Here is a 23983-nt window from a genome sequence, read left to right as displayed (position 1 = left end):
AGTAAGGGATAGTGCTATGTCTTTATTTGATGATTTGGATAGTAACGTTAAACAATTGGGTGGCCTCATTGTCTCCTGCCAGCCGGTACCGGGTAGCCCGTTAGATAAACCTGAAATCGTCGCGGCTATGGCGCTGGCGGCGGTCAATACGGGGGCGGTCGCAGTACGAATTGAAGGCCTTAACAACCTGAAGGCGACCCGCGAACTGATTTCAGTACCGATTATTGGCATCATCAAGCGCGATCTGCCGGACACGCCGGTGCGTATTACGCCATTTCTGGAAGATGTAGACGCGCTGGCGCAGGCGGGGGCGGATATTATCGCCTTCGACGGTACGGATCGCCCGCGTCCGGTTGGCGTTAAGGCAATGATTGACCGAATTCATCAGCGTGGCTGCGCGGCGATGGCAGACTGCTCCAGCCTGGAGGACGGGACTGAGTGCCACAATCTTGGCGCAGACATTATCGGGACAACGATGTCCGGGTATACCACGGATGCGGTACCTACCGAACCGGATTTCCCGCTAGTGCAGGCGCTGAGCGCCAAAGGATACCGGGTCATTGCCGAAGGCCGATTTAACTCCCCGGCGCTGGCGGCGCAGGCGATAAAGCACGGCGCATGGGCGGTGACCGTCGGCTCAGCGATTACGCGTCTGGAACACATCTGCCAGTGGTACCGCGATGCGCTGACTGAGGCTGCGCTATGACCACGCTGGCAATTGATATCGGCGGCACCAAGCTTGCCGCCGCACTGGTCGATACTCAGCATCGCGTGCTGGAAAAACAGACGCTGTCAACGCCAGCCAGCAAAACGCCGGCGGCGCTAACGGAAGCGTTACGCGAGCTGGTTGCGCCTTTCGCAGGCCGGCCCCGGCAGGTAGCGGTCGCCTCCACGGGCATTATTGGTCACGGCGTTCTGACGGCGTTAAACCCGGATAACCTGGGCGGGCTGGCGCAGTTTCCTCTTAGGGACACGCTGGCGCAGCTAACGGGGCTGCCGTGCCTGGCGGTGAACGATGCGCAGGCGGCAGCCTGGGCCGAATATCACGCTCTGGCTGTCGATGCGAGCGAGATGGTCTTCATCACCATCTCTACCGGCGTGGGCGGCGGTATCGTCTGCCACGGTAAGCTCTTGTCCGGCAAGGAGGGGCTGGCCGGACATATCGGCCATACGCTGGCTGACCCGCACGGCCCGCGCTGCGGCTGCGGGCGTATTGGCTGCGTGGAGGCTATTGCATCCGGAAGGGGGATCGCCGCGCTGGCAACCGACGATCTGCAGGGAATGACGGCCAAAACCATTTTTGCTCTTGCGCAGAGCGGCCATTCCCAGGCGACATCGTTAGTTCACCGTTCGGCGCAAACCATCGCCCGGCTGATTGCCGACATGAAGGCCAGCTATAACTGCCAGTATGCCGTCCTGGGCGGCAGCATAGGGCTGGCGCCCGGCTATATTCCCCTGGTTGAAAGATATCTGGCGCAGGAGCCTGCGGTATATCACACCCCTATTGTAGCCGCACACTATCAGCATGATGCCGGGCTGATTGGCGCGGCGTTGTTAGCAGAGGACAAAGCATTATGATTATCGGCGATATCCATCACCCGGAATGCGCAGGACTATCACCCGTTCTGCTTGAGGCTGTGAGGCTGGCCGTTAAGGCCCAGCCGCAGCAGTGTGAACCCGGGCGTTATGATTTACAGGGCGATGATATTTATATGAACGTCATGCGCTTCGCTACGCAGCCGGCGGAAAGTAAAAAAGCGGAGCTGCACGAAAAATTTATTGATATTCAGATCCTGCTGGAAGGCGAAGAAACAATCCATTATGGCATGGTCGATAGCGCCCGGGAGTGCGAAACATGGCACCACGAGGAGGACTACCGGCTATGTTCAACCATTGCCGACCAGCAGCAGGTAGTGCTGAAGCCCGGTATGTTTGCCATTTTCTTGCCGGGAGAGCCGCATAAGCCGGGCGTGCAGGGCGCAGAGAGCGTTGAGATAAAAAAAGCGGTGATTAAAGTTAATCACGCGCTGCTGGCCTGACAAGCCTCCGCCGCCCGCCAGACCCACTGGCGGGACGGTATCCCCTGAATCAAACCCACCATACCGATTTATCCGGGCATGAAAAGTGTCTCTTGCGTCTCCCGTTTCCTCTCAGGAAAACATTGTTGTCCAAATGGCAACTCGTACTACCGCACGAACCCCACTATGCTTTACGGCAATCTTATGTGAGGGGTTCTATGGCACGCTTTCTTATCTGCAGTTTTGCGCTGGTTCTGCTTTATCCATCCGGCATCGATATGTATCTGGTCGGCCTGCCGCGCATTGCGCAGGATCTGGGGGCCAGTGAAGCGCAGCTGCACATCGCCTTTTCAGTTTACCTGGCAGGAATGGCCGCGGCGATGCTGTTTGCTGGCCGTATAGCCGACAAATCCGGCCGGAAGCCGGTGGCAATTTTCGGCACCGTCGTTTTCCTGCTGGCCTCTCTTCTTTGCTCGCAGGCGCAGGGCAGCGGACATTTCCTGGCCGGGCGTTTTATTCAGGGGATTGGCGCGGGCAGCTGCTACGTGGTCGCCTTTGCGGTATTACGCGATACCCTGGACGATCGCCGCCGGGCAAAAGTGCTTTCACTCCTTAACGGTATTACCTGCATTATTCCGGTTCTGGCCCCGGTAATCGGTCATCTGATTATGCTGAAATTCCCCTGGCAGAGCCTGTTTTATACCATGAGCGGTATGGGGGCTCTGGTGGGATTGCTGTCGATATTTGTGTTGCGGGAAACGCGACCAACATCCGTTCCGCACGCGGCAAAGCAGCAAAATATCGTCCCGGAGTCGCTGCTCAATCGCTTTTTCCTCAGCCGAATCGTGATGACTACTCTGAGCGTGACGGCTATTCTGACCTACGTTAACGTCTCACCGGTGCTGATGATGGAGGTGATGGGCTTCGATCGCGGTACCTATTCCATGACCATGGCGCTTATGGCGCTCGTGAGCATGGTGGTTTCATTTTCGACGCCGTTTGCTCTGACGCTATTTAAACCCCGCACGCTCATGCTGACCTCACAGGCGCTGTTCTTTAGCGCGGGCGTGCTGCTGAGTCTGTCCACCAGCCAGACGGTGACGATGCTGGGGCTGGGACTGATTTGCGCAGGGTTCTCCGCAGGCTTTGGCGTGGCGATGAGTCAGGCCCTCGGGCCATTCACCCTGCGCGCTGGCGTAGCGAGTTCAGTTTTAGGGATAGCTCAGGTTTGCGGCTCTTCTCTGTGGATTTGGCTGGCGGCCATCATCGGACTCAGCGCGATGAATATGCTGATCGGGATACTTATTGCCTGTAGCATAGTGAGCATTGTTCTGATTATGGTCGCCTCTCCGGCGCGGGCCGCGCAACGCTATGAAGAAACCCCTGTCGAGTCTCGATCTTAATCTGCTGCTCTGCCTGCAGCTCTTAACTCAGGAGCTCAGCGTCACCCGCACGGCGAAACGGATGAACGTCTCGCCGTCAGCGGTAAGCAAATCGCTGGCCAAGCTGCGCGCCTGGTTTGACGATCCGCTGTTTGTCAAAACGCCTCTGGGGCTATCGCCCACGCCGCTGATGAGCAGTATGGAGCAGGATCTGGCGGACTGGATGCAGATGGGCAATCAGATCCTTGATAAGCCTCATCACACTATGCCCAGCGGGCTAAAGTTTGAGCTGGCGGCAGAGTCGCCGCTGCTGATGATCCTCCTCAATACGCTTTCGCAGCGGATTTACCAGCGCTATCCTCAGGCGCTGATCCGCCTGCGTAACTGGGATTACGATTCGCTGGATGCGATTATTCGCGGTGAAGTCGATATCGGATTTTGCGGCAGGGAAACACATCCTCGCTCCCGGGAGCAGCTTAGCCTGCTGCCCTGGTATATTGATTTTGAAATCCTGTTTACCGATCTCCCGCAGGTATGGCTGCGCGCCGATCATCCCGCGCTGAGCGAAGAGTGGAATCTGGACACGTTCTTGCGCTATCCGCACATTAATATTTGCTGGGAACAAAGCGACACCTGGGCGCTGGACGATGTCCTGCAGGATCTGGGACATAAACGCACCGTGGCGCTGACCGTTCCGGGTTTTGAGCAGTCGTTATTTATGGCCGCTCAGCCCAATCATACGATGCTGGCCACCGCTCCGCGTTACTGCCAGCGTTACAATCAGCAGCACCACCTGCCGCTGGTTTGCTTACCTCTGCCGCTGGAACCGTCGCAGCTGGAGAAAATACGCGTCCCCTTTACCCTTCTTTGGCATAAGCGCAACAGTTATAACCCGAAGATCGTCTGGCTACGTGAAACGCTCAGGCAGCTCTACGCCGAACCGCTATAGCTCCCGGTTTGCCCCTCTTTGCGCAATAAATTGTAAAATTCACGCAATTTCCCTTTTCAAGAGATGATTTCCACATTTAAACCTGGTAATTCTGAGCGATAATATCATTTGCAGTTTTTATCATTGACCATTAATCACGGAGCGAAGAATGGCAACGCATTTTGCAAGAGGGATACTCAACACCCGGGAGCCGCTATCCACACGCCTGTCAGCGGCCTGTCATCAATCCGCCAGACGCCTGCCTGAGTACCGACAAAGCCGATATCGCGCATCCCGGTCACTCCTCGCAGAACTCCTCTTTATGTTGTACGGCATCAGTGAACTCCCCGAAATTATTGACGAAGAGAATGGAAAACCGGCTTTTCGCGACGAACATCTCCCGCGTTTCTCCATCTCCTATGCCGGAAATATCGTCGGCGTTGCCTTAACCACCGAAGGCGATTGCGGCCTGGATATGGAATTGCCGCACGCTTCCCGCGCGTTACATGCATCGCACGATACGGAGCGTTATGTTTTTAACAGTAATGAGCGAATATGGATTAGCAATCAGCACGATCCTGACGAAGCGCGCGCGCAGCTTGATGCGTTACGCAAAAGCGTGATGAAGCTGACCGGCGAAACCGCCTTGAACCTGCAGCTTCTCCCGGGCTCCGGACGGTTGCGGACAAGCGGGACGCAGTCAATCGAAGCCGTCTGCGACGCCGAAACGGTGCTGGTCTGGTCTATTGCCGCCAGCCCGGATATTGGCCAGCTAAAAGTCTGGGAATATAACGCGAAAGAGGGTTGGCGCAGCCTGCCTGACGCGCAGACCCGTGCTAAAGAACCATCCGCCCGGCTGATGCGCTTCACCAGTTTACCGGTAGAAAAAGCCTTCTCCCTCAACTGACCGGTGTTCCCGGCCATCATGATGCAAAGGAGCAATCATGTCTGATACGTTGAAAGTTGTTACGTTACTCGGAAGTCTGCGCAAAGGCTCTTTTAATGCCATGGTCGCACGTACCCTGCCCGGCATCGCGCCCGCGGGTATGGAAGTTTCCGCGTTACCGTCCATTGGCGATATTCCTCTCTATGATGCCGACGTGCAGCAGGAAGAGGGTTTCCCACAAAGCGTTCAGGATATCGCGCAGCAAATTCGTGAGGCGGATGGCGTGGTTATCGTTACGCCGGAATATAACTACTCGGTGCCCGGCGGCCTGAAAAACGCCATCGACTGGCTGTCTCGTCTCCCGGAACAACCGCTATCCGGCAAGCCGGTTCTGATCCAGACCAGCTCTATGGGGGCCATTGGCGGCGCGCGCTGCCAGTATCATCTGCGTCAGATTCTGGTATTCCTCGATGCGATGGTGATGAATAAGCCCGAGTTTATGGGCGGCGTGATTCAGAATAAAGTGGATCCGCAGGAGGGGAAAGTTGTCGATCAGGGCACGCTCGATCATCTGACCGGGCAGCTTAGCGCTTTTGCCGAGTATATTCAGCGAGTTAAGGCCTGAATAAAAAGGGATGTCACCCCGCCCTCTCCCTCGCGGAGAGGGTGTAAACGCTAAAGCCCTTTTCACAGAAAAGGGCTTACTGTTTATTTCGCGTCAATAAACACAATCTTCAGCACGAACAGCAGTGAAACTACAATAACGCACGGGCTGAGATCGCGCAGCCGGCCGGTGCCAATCTTCATCACGCAATAAGAGATAAAGCCTAAGGCAATACCTTCTGTAATGGAGAAGCTAAACGGCATCATCACGGCGGTAATAAACGCAGGAACGGATTCGGTTAAATCATCCCACTTCACGCGCGCCAGGCTGGACGTCATCAGGACGCCAACGTAAATCAGCGCGCCGGCTGCGGCATAAGGAGGGACCATGCCCGCCAGCGGCGACAGGAAGATCACCAGCAGGAACAAAATGCCCACCACCACGGCGGTTAAGCCGGTACGGCCGCCCACGGAAACCCCAGAGGAAGATTCAATATAGGCAGTGACGGAAGAGGTACCGATAAAAGACCCCGCAACGGAGGATACGCTATCGACAAACAGCGCCTGCTTCATACGCGGGAACTTGCCCTTAGCATCGGCCAGGCCGGCCTTGTCGGTTACGCCGATCAGGGTGCCGGAGGAGTCGAACAGGTTCACCAGCATAAACGAGAAGATCACTCCTGCCAGGCCAAGATTCAGCGAACCTGCCAGGTCAACATGGCCAATGACCGTCGTTACGCTCGGCGGCATGGAAACGATGCCGCTGTAGTGAACGTCACCCAGCATCCAGCCCAGCAAAGTGGTGACCACGATAGAAACCAGCACCGCCGCGTGGATGTTGCGGGAAGCCAGAATAGCAATAATAAAGAAGCCAAGAATACCCAGCAGCACGCTGTGAGACGTCAGGTTGCCGATACTCACCAGGGTTTCCGGGTTGGCGACGATAACGCCCGCGTTTTTCAGGCCCATCATACCGATAAACAGGCCGATACCGCTGGTGATACCAATACGCAGGCTAACCGGGATATTCGCAATCATCCAGTAGCGCACGCGGAAAATCGTCAGCAGGAGCAGGCCAACGGCGCCCCAGAAAATCGCGCCCATCCCGACCTGCCAGGGCAAGCCCATCGCCTGTACCACGACAAAAGCAAAGAAGGCGTTTAGCCCCATCGCCGGCGCCAGGGCCACCGGAAGGTTCGCGAACAGCCCCATCATGATGCTGCCGAATGCAGCAATCAGACAGGTTGTGACGAAAACGGCGCTGGTATCCATACCCGCCACGCCGAGGATCTGTGGGTTAACGAAAACGATGTACACCATCGTCAGAAAGGTGGTGAAACCTGCAATCGCTTCGGTGCGTGCCGTCGTGCCGTGTTCACGCAGTTTGAACACGCGCTCCAGCAGACCCTGGCCAGAAGACTGGCTGGTTTGTTGTTGACTCATTATCGGTTTCCGAACAAAGGAGGGAAAATTCGTCGCTATCCTATACCAAAATGCGACAATAAGGGCGGTTGTGAGATACTTTTTTTCATCGATTTTGCTTATACGGCAACGATTGCGTCTCACAAATCAGCAAGACGAAAACGTTAACTTATTAAAATGGAAACGACATGACCCAACCAGAAGCAGTATTTTTCGACTGTGACGGCACGCTGGTCGACAGCGAGGTGATCTGCTCCCGCGCCTACGTTCACATGTTCAGGGAATTCGGCATTACGCTGGATTTAGAGGAGATTTTTAAGCGCTTCAAGGGCGTAAAGCTGTACGAGATTATCGACACCATTAACGCGGAGTACGGCGTTAATCTGGATAAGGCGACCCTTGAGCCGGTGTACCGCGATGAAGTCGCCCGCCTGTTTGATACCGAACTGGAAGTCATCTCTGGCGCCCAGGCGCTACTGGACGCGGTCAGCGTGCCGATGTGCGTGGTCTCCAACGGTCCGGTGAGCAAAATGCAGCACTCTTTGGGTAAAACCGGAATGCTGCACCATTTTCCCGAGCGTCTTTACAGCGGCTATGATATTCAGCGCTGGAAGCCCGATCCGGCCCTGATGCTGCATGCCGCAAAAGCGATGAACGTTAACGTCGAAAACTGCATTCTGGTTGATGATTCCAGCGCAGGCGCGCAGTCAGGGATTGCCGCCGGAATGGAGGTGTTCTACTTCTGCGCCGATCCGCATAATAAGCCGATCGACCATCCGAAGGTGACGACCTTTACCCGCCTGGAAGAGCTACCTGAACTATGGCAAGCGCGCGGCTGGAATATAACGCGATAAACCCGGAGCGTAGCGCTATCAGGGCGCGTCCCGCCTGCGCTACGCTGAAAGTGGATTACGGTTGTCTCAATTCCGCAGCCGCCGCTTTATCAGCCACTATCACCAGGGATGGATGCAGTTTCAGCACTGATGCCGGAACCCGCTCGCTGACTTCGCCTTCAATCACCTCTTGTAGCGCCCGCGCCTTTGCGGCGCCGCTGACGATAAGCAGCAGGTTTTTCGCCGCCATAACGCTTTTCGGCCCCATCGTGACGTAGCTATCCGGCACCGCAGAGAAGTCGCCGCCCATTTCGCCGTGAGCGACAAGCCCCACCATATCTCCGACGATAGGGACTTCCACCGTCGCATCGTGGAAGCGCGTGGTATTCGGCAAGTTACCGCAAAAATGGCCGTCGGCGCCGAGGCCCATCACCATCAGATCGAGGCCCCCTTCTTCCTGTAACCTCTGGTCGTGATGCATAAAATTTTCATGGCTGAGCTTGTGAATGTTCTCTTCCGGGATCTGAGCGGGAGTGAAAAACAGATTGCGCAAATTGGAAATGGTCACGCCTTCACGATCCTGTCCACGGAATGGGATCTCGTCAAAGTTGTAATAATGGACTTGAGAATAGAACGGTTTACCTTTAATCGCGGCCGTCAGATGTTCATACATTTTTTTCGGCGTACTGCCTGCCGTCACCGCCAGATTCACCCTGCGCGGCGCAGTGATATAGCCCAGAACGTGATGGCTGGCGACCAGGCTCATCTCCGCATAATCTTCCGTCACGATTAATTTCATATTGTCTCCCTCAAGGTATTGAAGATAAGGAGCCAGCAAACTGGCCCCTTAATTTTATTTGAACAACTTCTGAACGAACTCGGCGTAGGCCGGGCGCCAGACGTCCATTTCATGGTTGAGGCCCGGATACTCATGGTAATCAAAGTTGATTTTCTGCTTCTCCAGCTCCGCTTTCAGGCCGGCGATATCTTTACCGGTGACCACGTCTTTCTCACCCACGACGACGGTAAAGTTACGCAGCTGCTTGTTGATCGCCTGCGGCTGGTTTAGCTGTGCTTCAACGCCGGCATCCGGTACCGTCGTTGTCGTTACGCCGCTGAAGGTTGCCAGCCAGCCGAAGCTCTCCAGATGGTTCATTCCGGAGACCAGCGCCTGATAACCGCCCTGCGACAGCCCGGCAAGCGCCCGGCCATCCGCGTCTTTACGCACGTTAAAGCGCTCATCAATCAGCGGAATAATATCGTTCATCAGCTCTTTATCAGCCGCTTTCGCATTCAGCGGATAGAAGGTTTTACGCCGCTCCTGCGGCGGGAAGTTTTCCGCAACCGCTTCAGGAATATCGGTTTCGGTATCCGGCACCACTACCAGCATGGGCTTGATTTTGCCTTCCGCCAGCAGGTTATCCATGATTTGCGGGATACGTCCCTGATCGATAGCCGACAGGCCGCTGTCGCCAAAACCGTGATAGAAGTAGAGCACCGGCAGCGGCTCGCCGCTACCGGTATAGCCTGGCGGCGTCCACACGTAGGCGCGACGCTCAGAATTCAGGGCCTTTGAGTGATAGGTCAAAGTTCGTAGCTCGCCGTGAGCCACCGCGCGATCGTCAAGAATGCTGCCGGGAACCAGAATCAGGCTGGTATTCACCTGTCGCTGCGGTTTTTGATAGCGGCTACCGGTATCGACAGAACGGAATCCGTCGACATCGAAATAATATTCGTAAAGGTTCGGGGTCATCGTTTCGCTTTTCCATGTCCAGATCCCCTGCTCGTCTTTGGTCATATCATGGGAGACGAAGGTATCCGGCGTTGCCCCCGTTACCACGGATACCCGTTTTGCATCCGGGGCAAACAGGCGGAAGGTAATGCTCTTATCGCCGTTAACCTGGGTAATATACTGGCTGACCGGGATCGCCGCGCTCGGGGTGGCCGGGAATGGCGCGGCATGAGCGGTAAACGCAGCGCCTGCCAGCGCCAGAGCGAAGTAAATAGCATGTCGTTTCATCGATATTCCTCTTTAGAATTTGTCCTGACCGGAACCAGCCTTACCACCAGATTTCAGCCTGGGCGCCTACGGCAAACTGGTCATTCTTACCGTCTTCAAAAATGCTGCGAGTATTGCTGTTGGCTGCCTTATCCAGGTCGATATCCTGCGCTTTAATATAAGTCGCATAGAAACGAATTTCCGGGCGGGAGGTCAGCATACTGGTATTCACTTTAAAGGTATGGAACAGGGTGGTTTTGTAGCCGGATTCGTTATATTTCTTGCCGGTGATATCTTTGTTCTGCTGCTTGAAATAGCCCAGCTCAACGCCGGTCTGGTTATATTTATCCCAAATCCAGGCCGGGCGCACAACGGCGCGAATAGACTCAAAATCAGAGTGCGCGCCGGTCTCGTAGCTGTAGACATCATTACCAAAAGAGTAAACGATGGCGTTCGCCAGAATGATGTCATCACTCAAATAGGTTTCTCCCTGAGAGGTCAAACGAACGGCGGTGCCGTTGGTGTGATCGCCATAGTATCTGCCGTTAAAGGTGGTATACGGGCTGGATCCCGCGTAGCGCGAGAAGCTGCTGGCGATGGAGTTATTTGCCAGCAGGAAGGAAAATTCGTTAAATCCGCCGTTATCAAACTTCTGCGTTAACGACGTTCCCGCCATCCAGGTATCTTTCCATTCATAATATCCATTATTACCTTCATTATATTTCTCAGATGAGCTCTGATTGGCCGCGACATAACGACCGCTGACCATCAGTGATGCTTTATCCCAAAGAGGGATCTCTTTATAACGAATATCAATAGTATTGGTGTTAATTTGCTGGCTTTTGGTCAACGTGCGGTTGTAGTCATCGACGTCCTCGCGCACCAGCGCGATATCAAATTTACCCGCGCCCACTTTCCAGTTTTCAAGACCAATGCCTGCTGCGGCATCGGTTCTCTGCGTTTTCCAGTCCAGCATCTGGATTTCAATTTTCGGCGCGCCGTGCTTACCCACCCAGAAATCCGCCTCCGGTGCGAATGGCAGGAAACCTTTGGTATTTACGTACATATCAGAGAACTGCATATAGTTCTCGCCGCCAGCGTTATCGCCAAACCAGCCGGAGGAATACTGCTGCCCGACGTTACCGTCAAGCATCACGATGGCATCAACCCGCTTATTGTCTTCCTGATAGACCCGCTGCTTAAGCTGTAAATCAAACCAGCCAGAGTATTCATTACCGAAACGACCGAGCGAGCCAATCGCCCAGGACTTTGGTGAACCATGAGATGCGGTCCCCCAGCCGGAACGGTAATAGCCGTTATAGCTGAAGCCAATTTCATCCTTCACAAACTTGCTGAAATCCTTCATTGTCATCGAGCTATAAATGGACTCGCCATTCGCCGCGGGCTGTTCGTTTTTCACCAGAACCGCGGCTGGTTTTTCTGCGCCGCCGGCCGGTGCGGGAGCGCTGGCAACCTGCGTAGAAGCACGTTGTGTGTTGGTACCGGACTGCGTATTGGCGATCCAGATTTGATTTCTGGCTTTCTCTTCATCTTTATATTTTTTAAGTTCGGACTGCGTATCTTTAAGCGCCTTTTCCAGAAGCTCAAGGCGCTGTTCGACCGTTAGCGATTCCGCCAGAGCATGCGTCGAATAAGCGAGCGGTGCCATAATAAGTATGGCAGATGTAATCAGATTTTTTTTAAACATAAGTTCCCTTTATATAAACATGAGTGCAATTGAATATCGCGAAAAAATAACAACCTGCGTGAAGGCATGGTGTATTCTCAGACATCCTTGCATCGCATAAAAAAACCTGAAGAAAACTCCCTGTATAAAACAGAGGCGATTTTCTTCAGGTTTTGCCCGCACGGCGGTAACAATCCCATTCATTTACTGCGGGTGGATTATTTGGCAAAAAAAAACCTGACATCCCCCGGTTAACGGTGATGTCAGGTTTTGCCTGCTTACGCAGTAACAATCCAGCGTATTTATTCGGGCCCTGTAACGACAAGTCACCCGATTAATGAACCACATTGTTACGCTATAAAAATTAAACCACAATTGGCGAAATTATTATTTGTGATGAAAATCGCATCAATTTTTGCGAATAAAAAAATAGCCACTGCATTAATCATAACTAATTCTGATATATCCTTATATCAGAATTAGTCTCTGTGATTCATTACTCTTTAGGATCTTTTCCCGCCAGCAGTTTATCCAGCTCGTCGCCGCCAACGTGACGGAAATCCTGACCTTTAACGAAGTAGAAAATATATTCGCAGATATTCTGGCAGCGGTCGCCAATACGCTCAATCGAGCGGGCGCAGAACAGCGCGGTCAGGACGCTGGGAATAGTGCGCGAATCTTCCATCATATAGGTCATCAGCTGGCGCACGATGCCTTCATATTCCTGGTCGACTTTCTTATCTTCACGATAAATCCGCACCGCTTCATCAAGGTCCATACGGGCAAAAGCATCCAGCACATCGTGCAGCATCTGCACGGTATGGCGCCCCAGCGATTCCAGACTCACCAGCAGCGGCTGGTGCTGCTGGGAGAACTTTTCCAGCGCTGTGCGGCAGATTTTATCCGCAACGTCACCGATACGTTCCAGTTCGGCGATGGTTTTGATAATCGCCATCACCAGGCGCAGGTCGCTGGCGGTCGGCTGACGCTTGGCGATGATGCGCACGCAGGCTTCATCGATCGCCACTTCCATCATATTGACCTGCTTATCGCCGTCGATAACGCGCTTTGCCAGTTCGCTGTCCTGGTTATGCATTGCGGTGATAGCATCAGAAAGCTGCTGCTCCACCAGCCCACCCATGGTCATGACCTGGGTGCGGATGTACTCCAGTTCGGCATTGAACTGGCCGGAAATATGTTTATTAAGATTTAGGTTATCCATGGTATCTCCTGATTGCCCAATAGGTTAGAGCCTGATAGCAGAAGGGCAATCAACCGTAGCGGCCAGTAATATAATCTTCAGTTTGCTTCTTAGCGGGCTTGGTAAACAGATCGTCCGTGTTGCTGAATTCAATCAGCTCGCCAAGATACATAAACGCCGTATGGTCGGAGCAACGCGCGGCCTGCTGCATGTTGTGGGTCACGATAACGACGGTGTAATCCTGTTTCAGTTCGGTGATCAGCTCTTCAATACGCCCGGTAGAGATCGGGTCCAGCGCCGAACAGGGCTCATCCAGCAGCAGCACTTCCGGACGAATAGCGATACCGCGCGCGATACACAGACGCTGCTGCTGACCGCCGGAGAGAGAATATCCGCTCTGATGCAGTTTATCTTTGGTTTCATTCCATAATGCGGCTTTGGTCAAAGCCCACTGCACTCGCTCGTCCATATCCGCGCGGGAGAGTTTCTCGAACAGACGCACGCCAAAGGCGATATTGTCATAGATAGACATCGGGAACGGCGTCGGCTTCTGGAATACCATGCCGACTTTGGCACGCAGCAGCGCGATATCCTGGGTATTGGTCAGAATATTATCGCCATCCAGCAGAATTTCACCTTCTGCACGCTGCTCCGGGTACAGCTCAAACATTTTGTTGAACGTACGCAGCAGCGTGGATTTACCGCAGCCTGACGGACCGATAAACGCCGTCACCTGGTTTTTTGTGATATCCAGGTTGATGTTTTTCAGGGCATGGAATTTTCCGTAGTAGAAGTTCAGGTTACGAACTGAAAGCTTACCCGGGGTCGTATTCACCATACTCATCTCGTTCTTTTCCTCGTTCGGCGCCGCGTTTCGCCGCGCCGCAAAAATTAACCGTGTTTATTCTTCGCGAAAATAACGCGCGCCAGAATGTTCAGCAGCAATACGCACAGGGTGATAATCAATACCCCGGCCCATGCCAGTTGCTGCCACTCCGCAAACGGACTCATGGCAAATTTGAAAATCGTTACCGGCAGGTTAGCGATCGGCTGCATCATGTCGGTGCTCCAGAACTGGTTGGAGAGCGCGGTGAACAGCAGCGGCGCCGTTTCCCCGGCGATACGGGCAATGGCCAGCAGGATACCGGTCATAATGCCGGAGACCGATGCTTTCAGGGTGATCGCAGAAATCATTCGCCACTTTGGCGTACCGAGCGCATAGGCCGCTTCGCGCAGGCTATCCGGCACCAGCTTCAGCATATTTTCAGTAGTACGAATCACGATAGGCACCTGCAGCAGCGCCAGCGCAATCACGCCCGCCCAGCCGGAAAAGTGCTGCATTTGCGCAACGACGATGGTGTATACAAACAGACCGACCACAATCGACGGCGCGGAAAGCAGGATGTCGTTAATAAAACGAATGACTTCAGCCAGCCAGGATTTACGGCCATATTCCGCCAGATAAATCCCCGCCAGAATGCCCAGAGGGGTACCGATAACCGTCGACCACAGGATCAACAATCCGCTACCTGCCAGGGCGTTCGCCAGACCGCCGCCCGCCGTATTAGGCGGCGGCGTCATTTCGGTAAACAGCGCCAGGCTCATGCCGTCGATGCCGCGAGTGACGGTGGACATCAGGATCCAGATAAGCCAGAACAGGCCAAACGCCATGGTCGCCATCGATAGCGTCAGGGCGAGGCGGTTTTTCATGCGGCGTTTCGCCTGCATTTTGCGACGGGATTCCGCCAGCTCTGCGGTGGTTTGTAATTCAATCGTCGCCATTAGCGTGCCCCCTCGTTCTTAGCCAGGCGCATGATCATAAACTTTGATGCGGCCAGAACAATAAAGGTGATAACGAACAGAATCAGACCCAGTTCCATCAAGGCTGCAACGTGCAGTCCGGTTTCCGCTTCGGCAAACTCATTCGCCAGCGCGGAGGTGATGCTGTTACCTGGCATATACAGCGAAGCGCTATCGAGCTGGTAGGTGTTGCCGATAATAAAGGTTACCGCCATGGTTTCCCCCAGCGCGCGCCCCAGTCCGAGCATCACCCCGCCAATCACGCCGTTTTTGGTAAAGGGCAGAACGATACGCCAGATAACTTCCCATGTTGTACAACCGATACCGTATGCGGACTCTTTCATCATTACCGGCGTCTGTTCAAAAACGTCACGCATAACGGCAGCGATGTAAGGAATGATCATGATGGCCAGAATGACGCCGGCCGCCAGAATGCCGATACCAAACGCCGGACCCGCAAAGAGCGCGCCAACGAACGGAATGGTCGACAAAACGTTGCCAACCGGCTCCTGAAAGTAAGTCGCAAACAGCGGGGCGAAAATAAACAGACCCCACATGCCGTAAACGATACTGGGGATGGCGGCCAGCAGTTCAATAGCGATACCCAGCGGGCGCTTCAGCCAGGCGGGTGAAAGTTCCGTCAGGAACAGCGCGATACCGAAGCTCACCGGTACGGCGATCAGCAGCGCGATAAATGAGGTGACCAGCGTCCCGTAAATGGGCACCAGGGCGCCGAAAATCTGGTTTGGCGCATCCCACTCTTTGGTCCACAGAAAGGCAAAGCCAAATTTCTCAATGCTTGGCCAGGACGAGATGATAAGGGAGACGATGATGCCGCCAAGCATCAATAGCACAATCAGCGCCGCCAGTTTTACCAGCACGCTGAAAATTATGTCACCCTTTTTCCCCGGAGGGTTAAATGCCGGCTTGGTTGCAGCCATACGTTACTCTTCAGTTTCGGGCCAGAAAAAATCGTAGTTTACTGATCTTTCTGGCAAAGGTAATGCCATACCCTAAATAATTCGAGCTGCAGGCAGGTAGCCAGCTTGTTCACCCTGGTCACATAGCGTATCTATGCTCCCGGGATGAACAAACGCTGCCATCGTCCCTGTAACTCGACGTAAGACGGGTATTAGTACAGCGCTTGACCGCTGCTGTCCTTTACGTTGGTCTTCCATGCTGCGCGAACTTGCTCAACCACGCTATCCGGCAGGGTGGCATAATCCAGCGCATTAGCTTCTTTACCGCCGTTCTTATACGCCCAGTCGAAGAACTTTAGCACTTCAGCGGTTTGCTCTGGCTTGTTGGAAGCCTTGTGAACCAGGATGAAGGTGGTAGAAGTGATCGGCCAGGCATTGTCACCTTTCTGGTTAGTCAGATCCTGTGCAAAGGATTTGCTCCAGTCGATTTCTTTCGCAGCGTTAGCGAAGTTGTCTTCCGTCGGGCTCACCGGCTTGCCATCGGCAGACAGCAGTTTGGTATAAGCGAGGTTGTTCTGTTTCGCGTAGGCATATTCTACGTAGCCGATTGAGCCCGGCAGACGCTGAACGAACGCGGCGATGCCGTCGTTGCCTTTACCGCCCAGCCCGGTCGGCCAGTTAACGGTTGAACCCGCGCCGACTTTAGATTTCCACTCTTCGTTCACCTTCGCCAGGTAGCTGGTGAAAACGAAGGAGGTGCCGGAGCCATCCGCACGGCGAACAACCGCGATGTTCTGAGAAGGCAGCTTCATACCTGGGTTGAGCTTAGCAATCGCTTCGTCATCCCATTTTTTGATTTTGCCCAGGTAGATATCACCCAGCGTTTTACCGTCAAGCACCAGCTCGCCTGATTTCACGCCAGGCAGGTTGATCGCCAGCACCACGCCGCCGATCACGGTCGGGAACTGGAACAGACCTTCCTGAGCCAGTTTGTCGTCAGCCAGAGGGGCATCAGAGGCACCGAAATCTACGGTGTTGGCCGTAATTTGTTTTACGCCGCCAGAGGAGCCGATACCCTGGTAATTGATTTTATTACCCGTTTCCTTGTTATAGGTATCTGCCCATTTGGCATACACCGGCGCGGGGAAAGTTGCGCCAGCGCCAGTCAGGCTTGCTGCTGCAAAAACAGAGAAAGCACTCATCGATAAGGTCGCGGCGACAACTGTTGCGACGGTGGTACGCATAACGTTCATAATGTCTCCTGCTGGATTCGTAAACCATTGTTTCGAAGCTATGGTGAGCAAAATAGGACAAACAGGTGACAGTAAAATGTACGAATTATTACAGTTTTATGACAAGCCAAAAGGCGGGATTTTACGATAAATAAAAACAATACAAATCATATTGTTAATAAAGATAATGAGGAAAATATTGCCGAAAAATTTTATTTTTATGACGGCAAAAAAGCGTCGCAAAAATGACAGACTGTCATAAAGCGGGTGGGATCTCGCCGTTCGCCGCAAATAAAAAGGGCTGCCGGATGGCAGCCCTGTCACGATGTAAAAACCGTTATTCCACGGTCACCGATTTCGCCAGGTTACGCGGCTGATCGACGTCAGTTCCTTTGATCAGCGCGACGTGATAAGCCAGCAGCTGCAGCGGTACAGTATAGAAGATTGGCGCGATCACCTCTTCAACGTGCGGCATCTCAATGATGTGCATATTATCGCTGCTGGTGAAACCCGCATCGCCGTCAGCAAAGACGTACAGCTGGCCGCCGCGGGCGCGAACCTCTTCAATGTTAGATTTCAGCTTTTCCAGCAGTTCGTTGTTCGGCGCGACCACAACCACCGGCATTTCTGCATCAATCAGCGCCAGCGGACCGTGCTTCAGCTCGCCAGCGGCATAGGCTTCCGCGTGAATATAGGAGATCTCTTTCAGCTTCAGCGCCCCTTCAAGGGCAATGGGGTACTGATCGCCACGTCCGAGGAACAGCGCGTGATGTTTATCAGAGAAATTCTCAGCCAGCGCCTCAATGCGCTTGTCCTGCGAGAGCACCTGCTCAATGCGGTTCGGCAGCGCCTGCAGGCCATGCACGATATCGTGTTCAATCGCGGCATCCTGGCCCTTAAGACGCGCCAGTTTCGCCACCAGCATCAGCAGAACGGTCAATTGCGTAGTGAAGGCTTTAGTCGAAGCGACGCCGATTTCCGTCCCGGCATTGGTCATCATCGCCAGATCGGACTCCCGCACCAGTGATGAACCTGGCACGTTACAAATCGCCAGCGAGCCCAGATAGCCCAGCTCTTTAGACAGGCGCAGACCTGCGAGGGTGTCCGCCGTTTCGCCGGACTGCGAGAGGGTGATCATCAGGCTATTGCGACGCACGGCCGATTTACGATAGCGGAACTCAGAAGCGATTTCGACATCACACGGCACACCGGCCAGCGATTCAAACCAGTAACGGGAAACCATTCCTGAGTTGTAGGAGGTACCGCAGGCGATGATCTGAATATGCTCAACCTGAGACAGCAGCTCGTTAGCCTGCGGGCCCAGTTCGCTTAAATCAACTTCACCGTGGCTAATGCGCCCGGAGAGGGTATTTTTGATCGCATTCGGCTGCTCGTAGATCTCTTTCTGCATATAGTGGCGATAGATACCTTTATCGCCTGCATCATACTGCAGACTGGATTCAATATCCGGGCGCAGCACTTCGGCGCCGGATTTATCAAAGATAGTGACCGAACGACGGGTGACTTCCGCAATATCCCCCTCTTCGAGGAAGATAAAGCGGCGGGTAACCGGCAGGAGCGCCAGCTGATCGGAGGCAATGAAGTTTTCTCCCATCCCCAGGCCAATAACCAGCGGGCTGCCCGAACGAGCGGCCAGCAGCGTACCCGGATCGCGGGAATCCATAATCACGGTACCGTAAGCGCCGCGAAGCTGCGGGATAGTCCGCAGAACAGCATCACGCAGGGTGCCGCCTTGTTCCAGCTCCCAGTGAACCAGATGCGCAATAACTTCGGTGTCAGTCTCGGAGGCGAAAATGTAGCCCCGCGACTGCAACAGCTCGCGCAGCGGCTCATGGTTCTCGATAATTCCGTTATGCACGACCACAATATGGTCAGAAACATGCGGATGCGCGTTGCCTTCAGAGGGTTCGCCGTGCGTCGCCCAGCGGGTATGGGCAATTCCCGTCCCACCGTGCAACGGATGTTCCTCCAACGCCTGGGCCAGCATCTGGACTTTCCCAAGGCGACGAACGCGGTTCATATGACCTTCGTTATCGACGACTGCCAGACCGGCGGAGTCATAACCGCGGTATTCCAGACGACGTAAACCTTCGAGAAGGATTTCAGCAATATCACGCTGCGCGACTGCGCCAACAATTCCACACATAGTTTTTCATTCCGATTTTGGCTGTATGCCATACGTTGTCGGTCAACCTGTTTACCCGTTTTTCCGGGCGCCCCGAGCCTTGTAGAGAGTGGGGTTATTTTTATGGGCACTGCCGTGGGGGGAGGATTATTTTATCCCCTCACCCCGCTCTTTCCCCCAAAAGGGCGAAAGAGAAAAGCGTTACTTCTTCTTCACCGGGCGCTGCCAGCCCTGTTTATGAACCTGCGGCACGCGGCTTAAAACTAACTCATCGTCGGCAACGTTGCGCGTTACCGTCGTTCCTGCAGCAATGGTGACTCCCTTGCCGATGGTCACGGGAGCGACCAGCTGGCTGTCCGAACCAACAAACACGTCATCGCCGATCACCGTTTTATGTTTATTTGCGCCATCATAGTTACAGGTGATGGTGCCGGCGCCGATATTGACGTTATCGCCAATCTCAGCGTCTCCGAGGTAGGAAAGATGCCCGGCTTTCGTGCCTCTCCCCAGACGCGCCTTTTTAATTTCGACAAAGTTGCCGACGTGCGCGCCTTCCAGGAGCTCCGCGCCAGGGCGCAGCCGTGCGAATGGCCCGATAGTACAGGCGGCCTCAAGATGAGCATCTTCCACTACGGTATAAGGACTGATCTCGCAGTCATCGCCAATGGTACTGTTCTTGATCACGCAGCCGGAGCCGATCTTCACCCGATTGCCCAGAACAACATGCCCCTCGAGAATAACGTTAGTATCTATTTCGACATCGCGCCCGTGTTTCAGCACGCCGCGCAGGTCAAAACGCGCCGGATCGCGAAGCATTACGCCTGCGAGCAGAAGTGCCTCCGCCTTTTCAGACTGCCAGACGCGTTCCAGGCGGGATAGCTGCAGCCGGTTATTCACGCCTTCCACTTCGCTTAGGCGCTGAGGATGGACTGCCGCGATTTCGCGACCTTCGGCATAGGCCATGGCGATAATATCGGTAATGTAATATTCGCCCTGCACGTTGTTATTGGTCAGCTTAGCCAGCCAGCGTTTGAGATCCGCCCCGTTGGCGACCAGAATTCCGGTATTAATTTCCTGAATCCGACGCTGCTCTTCGCTGGCGTCTTTATGCTCAACAATGCCGGTTACCGCACCGTTATGGCGCGTAATGCGGCCATAGCCGGTCGGATCGTCCAGCTTCACCGTCAGCAAACCGATGCCGCCCTGCGGTTTCGCTTCTCGCAGGCGCTTTAATGTTTCGACGGAAATCAACGGTACATCGCCGTACAGCATGAGGATATCTTCATCATCTTTGAAGAACGGCGCCGCCTGCTGCATGGCGTGGCCGGTACCCAGCTGTTCAGCCTGTAAGATCCAATTTAGCTTATCTTCGTGCAGCGTCTGGCGAAGGAGATCGCCGCCGTGCCCGTAGACCAGATGGACAGCGGAAGCACCTAATTCTTTAGCCGTATCAATGACATGCTGAACCATTGGCTTGCCGGCCAGCGAATGCAGCACCTTGGGAAGATCGGAATACATGCGGGTACCCTTGCCTGCGGCAAGAATCACCACGCTCATCGGACTGTTTGACATACGCATCCTGACTGCTGTTAGAACGAAAAGTAAAAGCCTTTCACGTTGAAATATCTACATATTTTTCATCATGAAACGAGACGGAGATAAAACGCGCAGGCTTCACGCAATACATCATTTTAGGGGGCTATTTTTAGTCAGCGCAAACCCGTTTCGCGCAAAAAAATCATTTTTATGAGGGGGTGGCCAGGCTATCCCTCTGCTTTTGCTGTTTTTTTGGCGGGTAAATAAAGAAAACCCATAAAATAAAACGCAGTTTTAATATTCATTAATTGTGACGTGATAAATAGAAACACCATTTCATTTTCCTGATAATGCCGATTAATAATTACCCAGGAGAAAAGAATGAATAACAAAATACCTTTGGCATTAACCCTTTGCAGTACGATGATCGCGCTACCGCTGCAGGCCAACGAAGGCCCTCAGTGGCGCGCTATCGCCTTCGGGCAATCCACGGACAGCAATTTTTCCTCGAATGTTCTGCCTGAAAAGATTGGCGTCAATGATGTCACTATCGCCGGTAAAAAACTGACGCCGCAGGACGTCGCCGATCTCAGCCAACCCATTACTATTGAAAGCCGGGGAGGTAAAATTGCCAACTCCCACGACGGACTGACCTTCTTTTATACCCAACTTCCGACCAGTCAGAATTTTATCCTGCAGGCAACGGTGACCGTCAATCAGTTTGGCCCGGAAAATGGCGCTCGCCCGGCAGCACAGGAAGGGGCAGGACTGCTGGTGCGCGATGTAATAGGAGTTCCGCGTCAACAGCCGCTGAAGGTCGGTTATGAAGAGTTCCCGGCGGCGTCCAATATGGTGATGAACGCCATTATGACGCAGGATAAAAAAGATCACTCGCATATTAAGCTGCAGGCTATCAGCCGGGAAGGGATAACCCAACCGTGGGGCAATGCGGGGGCATCAATAAAGCGTCAGAGTTATAAAGAAAAAATCGATATACAGCAAACGCCGACGTTCCAGCTCAGGCTGGAACGCACCAACGACGGGTTTATTACTTCCTGGGCAGCGACGGGCAGTGAAAAATGGGTAAGCCAGCAGGTTCCTCACGCCGATCTGATTGCTCAACAGGATAAAGAACATTACTACGTCGGTTTTTTTGCTTCTCGTAACGCTAAAATCACCGTCAGCAACGCCTCGCTCACCACGTCAGCGGCAAATACTGTTCCCTCTGCGCCGTACATCGCTAAAAGCTGGCCGCCGGTCATGCAAATTGCCTCGGGAACAAAAAGCCAGGACAAAAAGTACATCCTACAGGCGCGTACCAATAGTGACGGGCGCATAACCGTTCGCCAGGATGAAGTGGTGATCGGGCAGGATAAAGCCGTGAAAGCCGGTGAGATGTTTACCCAGCCTGCCGTTCTGAAAGATAAAAGCACGTTCGAAGTTACCTTTACGCCGACCACCAGCGCAAAAACGCTGACCCAGACGCTGACGGTGGAACAGAGTGCCAATATCACAGGCAATACGCTCTATGCTGCACCTGAGGGGCAAGCGCAGGCCAAAGGCACGGCAGAGTCGCCGTTGGATTTAGCCTCCGCCGTCGAGCTCGTACCCGCTGGCGGGGAAATTATATTAGCCGCCGGAGACTACCCGCAAACCGTCATCCCTCTGAGCGCCAGCGGCCTGAAAGACAAAACCAAGACCCTGAAAGCCACCGGTAAAGCGGTAATACACGGGCTACTACTGGATGCCAGCTACTGGCATATCAATGGAGTAGAGATTACGGATAAGAGCCTGCGCATACAGGGTAGCCATAACCTGATTGAGAACGTCACCGCCTATCGTAACGATGATACCGGCATTCAAATTTCCTCACCGGCGGATGTTGGACGCCCGCTGTGGGCCAGCTATAACCGGGTGGTGAATTCAGAATCCTTTAGCAACGAAGATCCGGGAAAAATAAACGCCGATGGCTTCGCCGTAAAAATGCGCGTAGGAGAGGGGAACCGGCTGGAAGGCTGTTACTCGCACGATAACATCGACGACGGTTTCGATCTGTTTAATAAGATTGAGGACGGTGCAAACGGCGTTGTGGTGATAGAGAACTCTATTGCCCGCAATAATACCAGCAACGGTTTTAAGCTCGGCGGGGAAGGGCAGCCGGTTGCTCATGAGGTACGTAACAGCATCGCCATCGGGAACCATCTCGACGGTTTCACCGACAACTTCAATCCCGGCAAGCTGGTAGTGGTCAACAACGTCGCGGTGGATAACCAGCGCTTTAACTACCTGTTCCGCCCAAGCCCATACGGCGCGCCGGAAACCCAGGGCACGTTCAGCGAGAACCTTTCCTTACGTAGCCAGCCGGGGAAATATGACGATGCCGTTGTCGGGAATATCGACGATAGCAACTACTTTATCCACGGTGGTAAAAGCATCAACGCTCAAGGAAAAAGCATTAACAGCGCCGATTACCAGACTCTGGCGCTGCCTGACCCGCTAATACGTGAGGCTGACGGCAGCTTCAATACCGGTAACTTCCTCAGCCGTAATTAACCCCGCTATACGTGAAAAACATAAAGGTCGCCCTGGGGCGACCTTTTCACTTTCTGTCTGTTTCACACCGCATGTGTTGTCGTTTTAGTTAGCGGTACAGCGCAAAAACAGCCTGGAAAGTTGACTTCTTAGTGGTTGAACGTACCGAAGGTTACGTTCATAGCACTGAAGAAAGCGACGATTTTATTAAGCAGTTTCATGATCTCTTCCTGGATAGTGATTACGTTTTATGATGCATTTTTTGTGACTTACATCACAAAACAAAGTCTACGCTGCATTCTCCAAACGATCAACAAAAATGAGACATTCATCACAAATTTTTTAAACCATCTTTTTAGTTTTGTTATTTCTGAAACGAAGCCATAAAAAAAGCCAGCCTGGAAACCAGACTGGCTTTTTAACTTTCAAGCCGGTGTTACATCGCTTTTTTGGTCAACTCGATAACGCGCAGTTTAGCGATCGCTTTGGCCAGTTCCGCGGACGCCTGAGCGTAATCCACGTCACCATGAGAGCTCTTAATGTGCTCTTCAGCCTTACGTTTCGCTTCCAGGGCTCGCGCTTCGTCGAGATCCTGGCCACGAATTGCCGTATCAGCCAGAACGGTCGTGCTACCCGGCTGCACTTCAAGAATGCCGCCTGACAGGTAGATAAATTCTTCGTGACCGTGCTGCTTAACGATGCGAATCATACCAGGCTTAATGGCGGTGAGCAGCGGCGCGTGCCCCGGGTAAATACCCAGTTCACCTTCGCTACCCGTTACCTGGATTTTCTCGACCAGACCAGAGAACATTTGTTTCTCTGCGCTGACGACGTCCAGGTGGTAAGTCATTGCCATAT

At 53.6% G+C, this 23983-nt stretch carries 21 protein-coding genes; 9 read left to right on the top strand and 12 right to left on the bottom strand.

Going from position 1 to position 23983, the window contains the following annotated elements; translation table 11 throughout:
* The first annotated feature begins 16 nt into the window (after positions 1-16).
* The 7 genes from ABLV11_RS22240 to ABLV11_RS22210 all read left to right on the top strand — a co-directional run bounded on the left by ABLV11_RS22240 (position 17) and on the right by ABLV11_RS22210 (position 5839).
* Positions 17-706, top strand: a complete 690-nt coding sequence (locus ABLV11_RS22240) for an N-acetylmannosamine-6-phosphate 2-epimerase (RefSeq protein ID WP_126489668.1) — start codon at positions 17-19, stop codon at positions 704-706.
* The gene (locus ABLV11_RS22235; protein WP_126489667.1) at positions 703-1578 is read left to right on the top strand and encodes an N-acetylmannosamine kinase; all 876 of its coding nucleotides are present in this window, start codon (positions 703-705) and stop codon (positions 1576-1578) included. Before ABLV11_RS22240 ends, ABLV11_RS22235 begins: the two co-directional genes overlap by 4 nt.
* Positions 1575-2039, top strand: a complete 465-nt coding sequence (nanQ, locus tag ABLV11_RS22230) for an N-acetylneuraminate anomerase (RefSeq protein ID WP_004116704.1) — start codon at positions 1575-1577, stop codon at positions 2037-2039. Before ABLV11_RS22235 ends, nanQ begins: the two co-directional genes overlap by 4 nt.
* Positions 2040-2236: 197 nt before the next feature.
* The gene (locus ABLV11_RS22225; RefSeq protein WP_126489666.1) at positions 2237-3421 is read left to right on the top strand and encodes an MFS transporter; all 1185 of its coding nucleotides are present in this window, start codon (positions 2237-2239) and stop codon (positions 3419-3421) included.
* Positions 3390-4349, top strand: coding sequence for an HTH-type transcriptional regulator YidZ (gene yidZ / locus ABLV11_RS22220; RefSeq protein WP_004107223.1), 960 nt, complete (start codon positions 3390-3392; stop codon positions 4347-4349). The genes ABLV11_RS22225 and yidZ overlap by 32 nt, the downstream gene beginning before the upstream one ends.
* Before the next feature lie 148 nt (positions 4350-4497).
* On the top strand, positions 4498-5235 hold the full coding sequence (locus ABLV11_RS22215) for a hypothetical protein (protein WP_004107226.1): 738 nt from the start codon (positions 4498-4500) through the stop codon (positions 5233-5235).
* A 37-nt stretch (positions 5236-5272) separates the two neighbouring features.
* Entirely contained in the window at positions 5273-5839 is a 567-nt protein-coding gene (locus ABLV11_RS22210; RefSeq protein ID WP_004116720.1) for an NADPH-dependent FMN reductase, read from the top strand.
* An 83-nt stretch (positions 5840-5922) separates the two neighbouring features.
* Here the strand turns inward: ABLV11_RS22210 and adeP are convergent, their stop codons facing one another.
* Positions 5923-7260: an adenine permease AdeP gene (adeP, locus tag ABLV11_RS22205; protein ID WP_004116723.1), complete on the bottom strand. Its 1338-nt coding sequence runs from the start codon at positions 7258-7260 to the stop codon at positions 5923-5925.
* A gap of 167 nt (positions 7261-7427) precedes the next feature.
* On the opposite strand from adeP, the gene yieH reads away from it, so the two are divergent.
* Positions 7428-8093 (top strand): 6-phosphogluconate phosphatase, encoded by a 666-nt coding sequence (gene yieH / locus ABLV11_RS22200; RefSeq protein ID WP_064344047.1) that lies wholly within the window; start codon positions 7428-7430, stop codon positions 8091-8093.
* Between the two features lie 55 nt (positions 8094-8148).
* On the opposite strand, the gene ABLV11_RS22195 is transcribed toward yieH, so the two are convergent.
* From ABLV11_RS22195 to glmU, 10 genes are all read right to left on the bottom strand, one after another.
* The gene (locus ABLV11_RS22195) at positions 8149-8871 is read right to left on the bottom strand and encodes a glucosamine-6-phosphate deaminase (RefSeq protein ID WP_004116725.1); all 723 of its coding nucleotides are present in this window, start codon (positions 8869-8871) and stop codon (positions 8149-8151) included.
* A 54-nt stretch (positions 8872-8925) separates the two neighbouring features.
* On the bottom strand, positions 8926-10098 hold the full coding sequence (locus ABLV11_RS22190; RefSeq protein WP_172598541.1) for an alpha/beta hydrolase-fold protein: 1173 nt from the start codon (positions 10096-10098) through the stop codon (positions 8926-8928).
* 34 nt (positions 10099-10132) lie between these two features.
* Positions 10133-11779 carry a carbohydrate porin gene (locus tag ABLV11_RS22185; RefSeq protein ID WP_004107248.1) on the bottom strand — a complete coding sequence of 549 codons (1647 nt, stop codon included), beginning with the start codon at positions 11777-11779 and terminating at the stop codon, positions 10133-10135.
* A gap of 475 nt (positions 11780-12254) precedes the next feature.
* Positions 12255-12980, bottom strand: coding sequence for a phosphate signaling complex protein PhoU (gene phoU, locus ABLV11_RS22180; protein WP_004107251.1), 726 nt, complete (start codon positions 12978-12980; stop codon positions 12255-12257).
* A 49-nt stretch (positions 12981-13029) separates the two neighbouring features.
* A complete protein-coding gene (gene pstB / locus ABLV11_RS22175; protein ID WP_004107254.1) occupies positions 13030-13803 on the bottom strand; it encodes a phosphate ABC transporter ATP-binding protein PstB in 774 nt (257 codons plus the stop codon).
* Positions 13804-13850: 47 nt separating this feature from the next.
* Positions 13851-14741: a phosphate ABC transporter permease PstA gene (gene pstA / locus ABLV11_RS22170; RefSeq protein ID WP_004107257.1), complete on the bottom strand. Its 891-nt coding sequence runs from the start codon at positions 14739-14741 to the stop codon at positions 13851-13853.
* Positions 14741-15700 (bottom strand): phosphate ABC transporter permease PstC, encoded by a 960-nt coding sequence (gene pstC / locus ABLV11_RS22165; protein WP_004107261.1) that lies wholly within the window; start codon positions 15698-15700, stop codon positions 14741-14743. Before pstC ends, pstA begins: the two co-directional genes overlap by 1 nt.
* A 191-nt stretch (positions 15701-15891) precedes the next feature.
* Positions 15892-16932, bottom strand: coding sequence for a phosphate ABC transporter substrate-binding protein PstS (pstS, locus tag ABLV11_RS22160; protein ID WP_126489664.1), 1041 nt, complete (start codon positions 16930-16932; stop codon positions 15892-15894).
* A 316-nt stretch (positions 16933-17248) separates the two neighbouring features.
* Entirely contained in the window at positions 17249-19078 is a 1830-nt protein-coding gene (glmS, locus tag ABLV11_RS22155) for a glutamine--fructose-6-phosphate transaminase (isomerizing) (RefSeq protein WP_126489663.1), read from the bottom strand.
* Positions 19079-19258: 180 nt separating this feature from the next.
* Positions 19259-20629 carry a bifunctional UDP-N-acetylglucosamine diphosphorylase/glucosamine-1-phosphate N-acetyltransferase GlmU gene (gene glmU / locus ABLV11_RS22150; RefSeq protein ID WP_032729177.1) on the bottom strand — a complete coding sequence of 457 codons (1371 nt, stop codon included), beginning with the start codon at positions 20627-20629 and terminating at the stop codon, positions 19259-19261.
* A 345-nt stretch (positions 20630-20974) separates the two neighbouring features.
* Between glmU and ABLV11_RS22145 the strand changes: the two genes are divergently transcribed.
* On the top strand, positions 20975-23146 hold the full coding sequence (locus ABLV11_RS22145) for a right-handed parallel beta-helix repeat-containing protein (RefSeq protein WP_049128942.1): 2172 nt from the start codon (positions 20975-20977) through the stop codon (positions 23144-23146).
* 415 nt (positions 23147-23561) lie between these two features.
* On the opposite strand, the gene ABLV11_RS22140 is transcribed toward ABLV11_RS22145, so the two are convergent.
* Positions 23562-23981 (bottom strand): F0F1 ATP synthase subunit epsilon, encoded by a 420-nt coding sequence (locus tag ABLV11_RS22140; protein WP_004107274.1) that lies wholly within the window; start codon positions 23979-23981, stop codon positions 23562-23564.
* Positions 23982-23983 lie beyond the last annotated feature (2 nt).

This window comes from Klebsiella sp. GW_Kp181, assembly GCF_040062315.1.
In the GTDB taxonomy this organism is placed as follows: domain Bacteria; phylum Pseudomonadota; class Gammaproteobacteria; order Enterobacterales; family Enterobacteriaceae; genus Klebsiella; species Klebsiella oxytoca.
The sequence above is the reverse complement of the archived record's forward strand: the minus strand, read 5'-3'. Positions and strand labels throughout refer to the sequence as shown.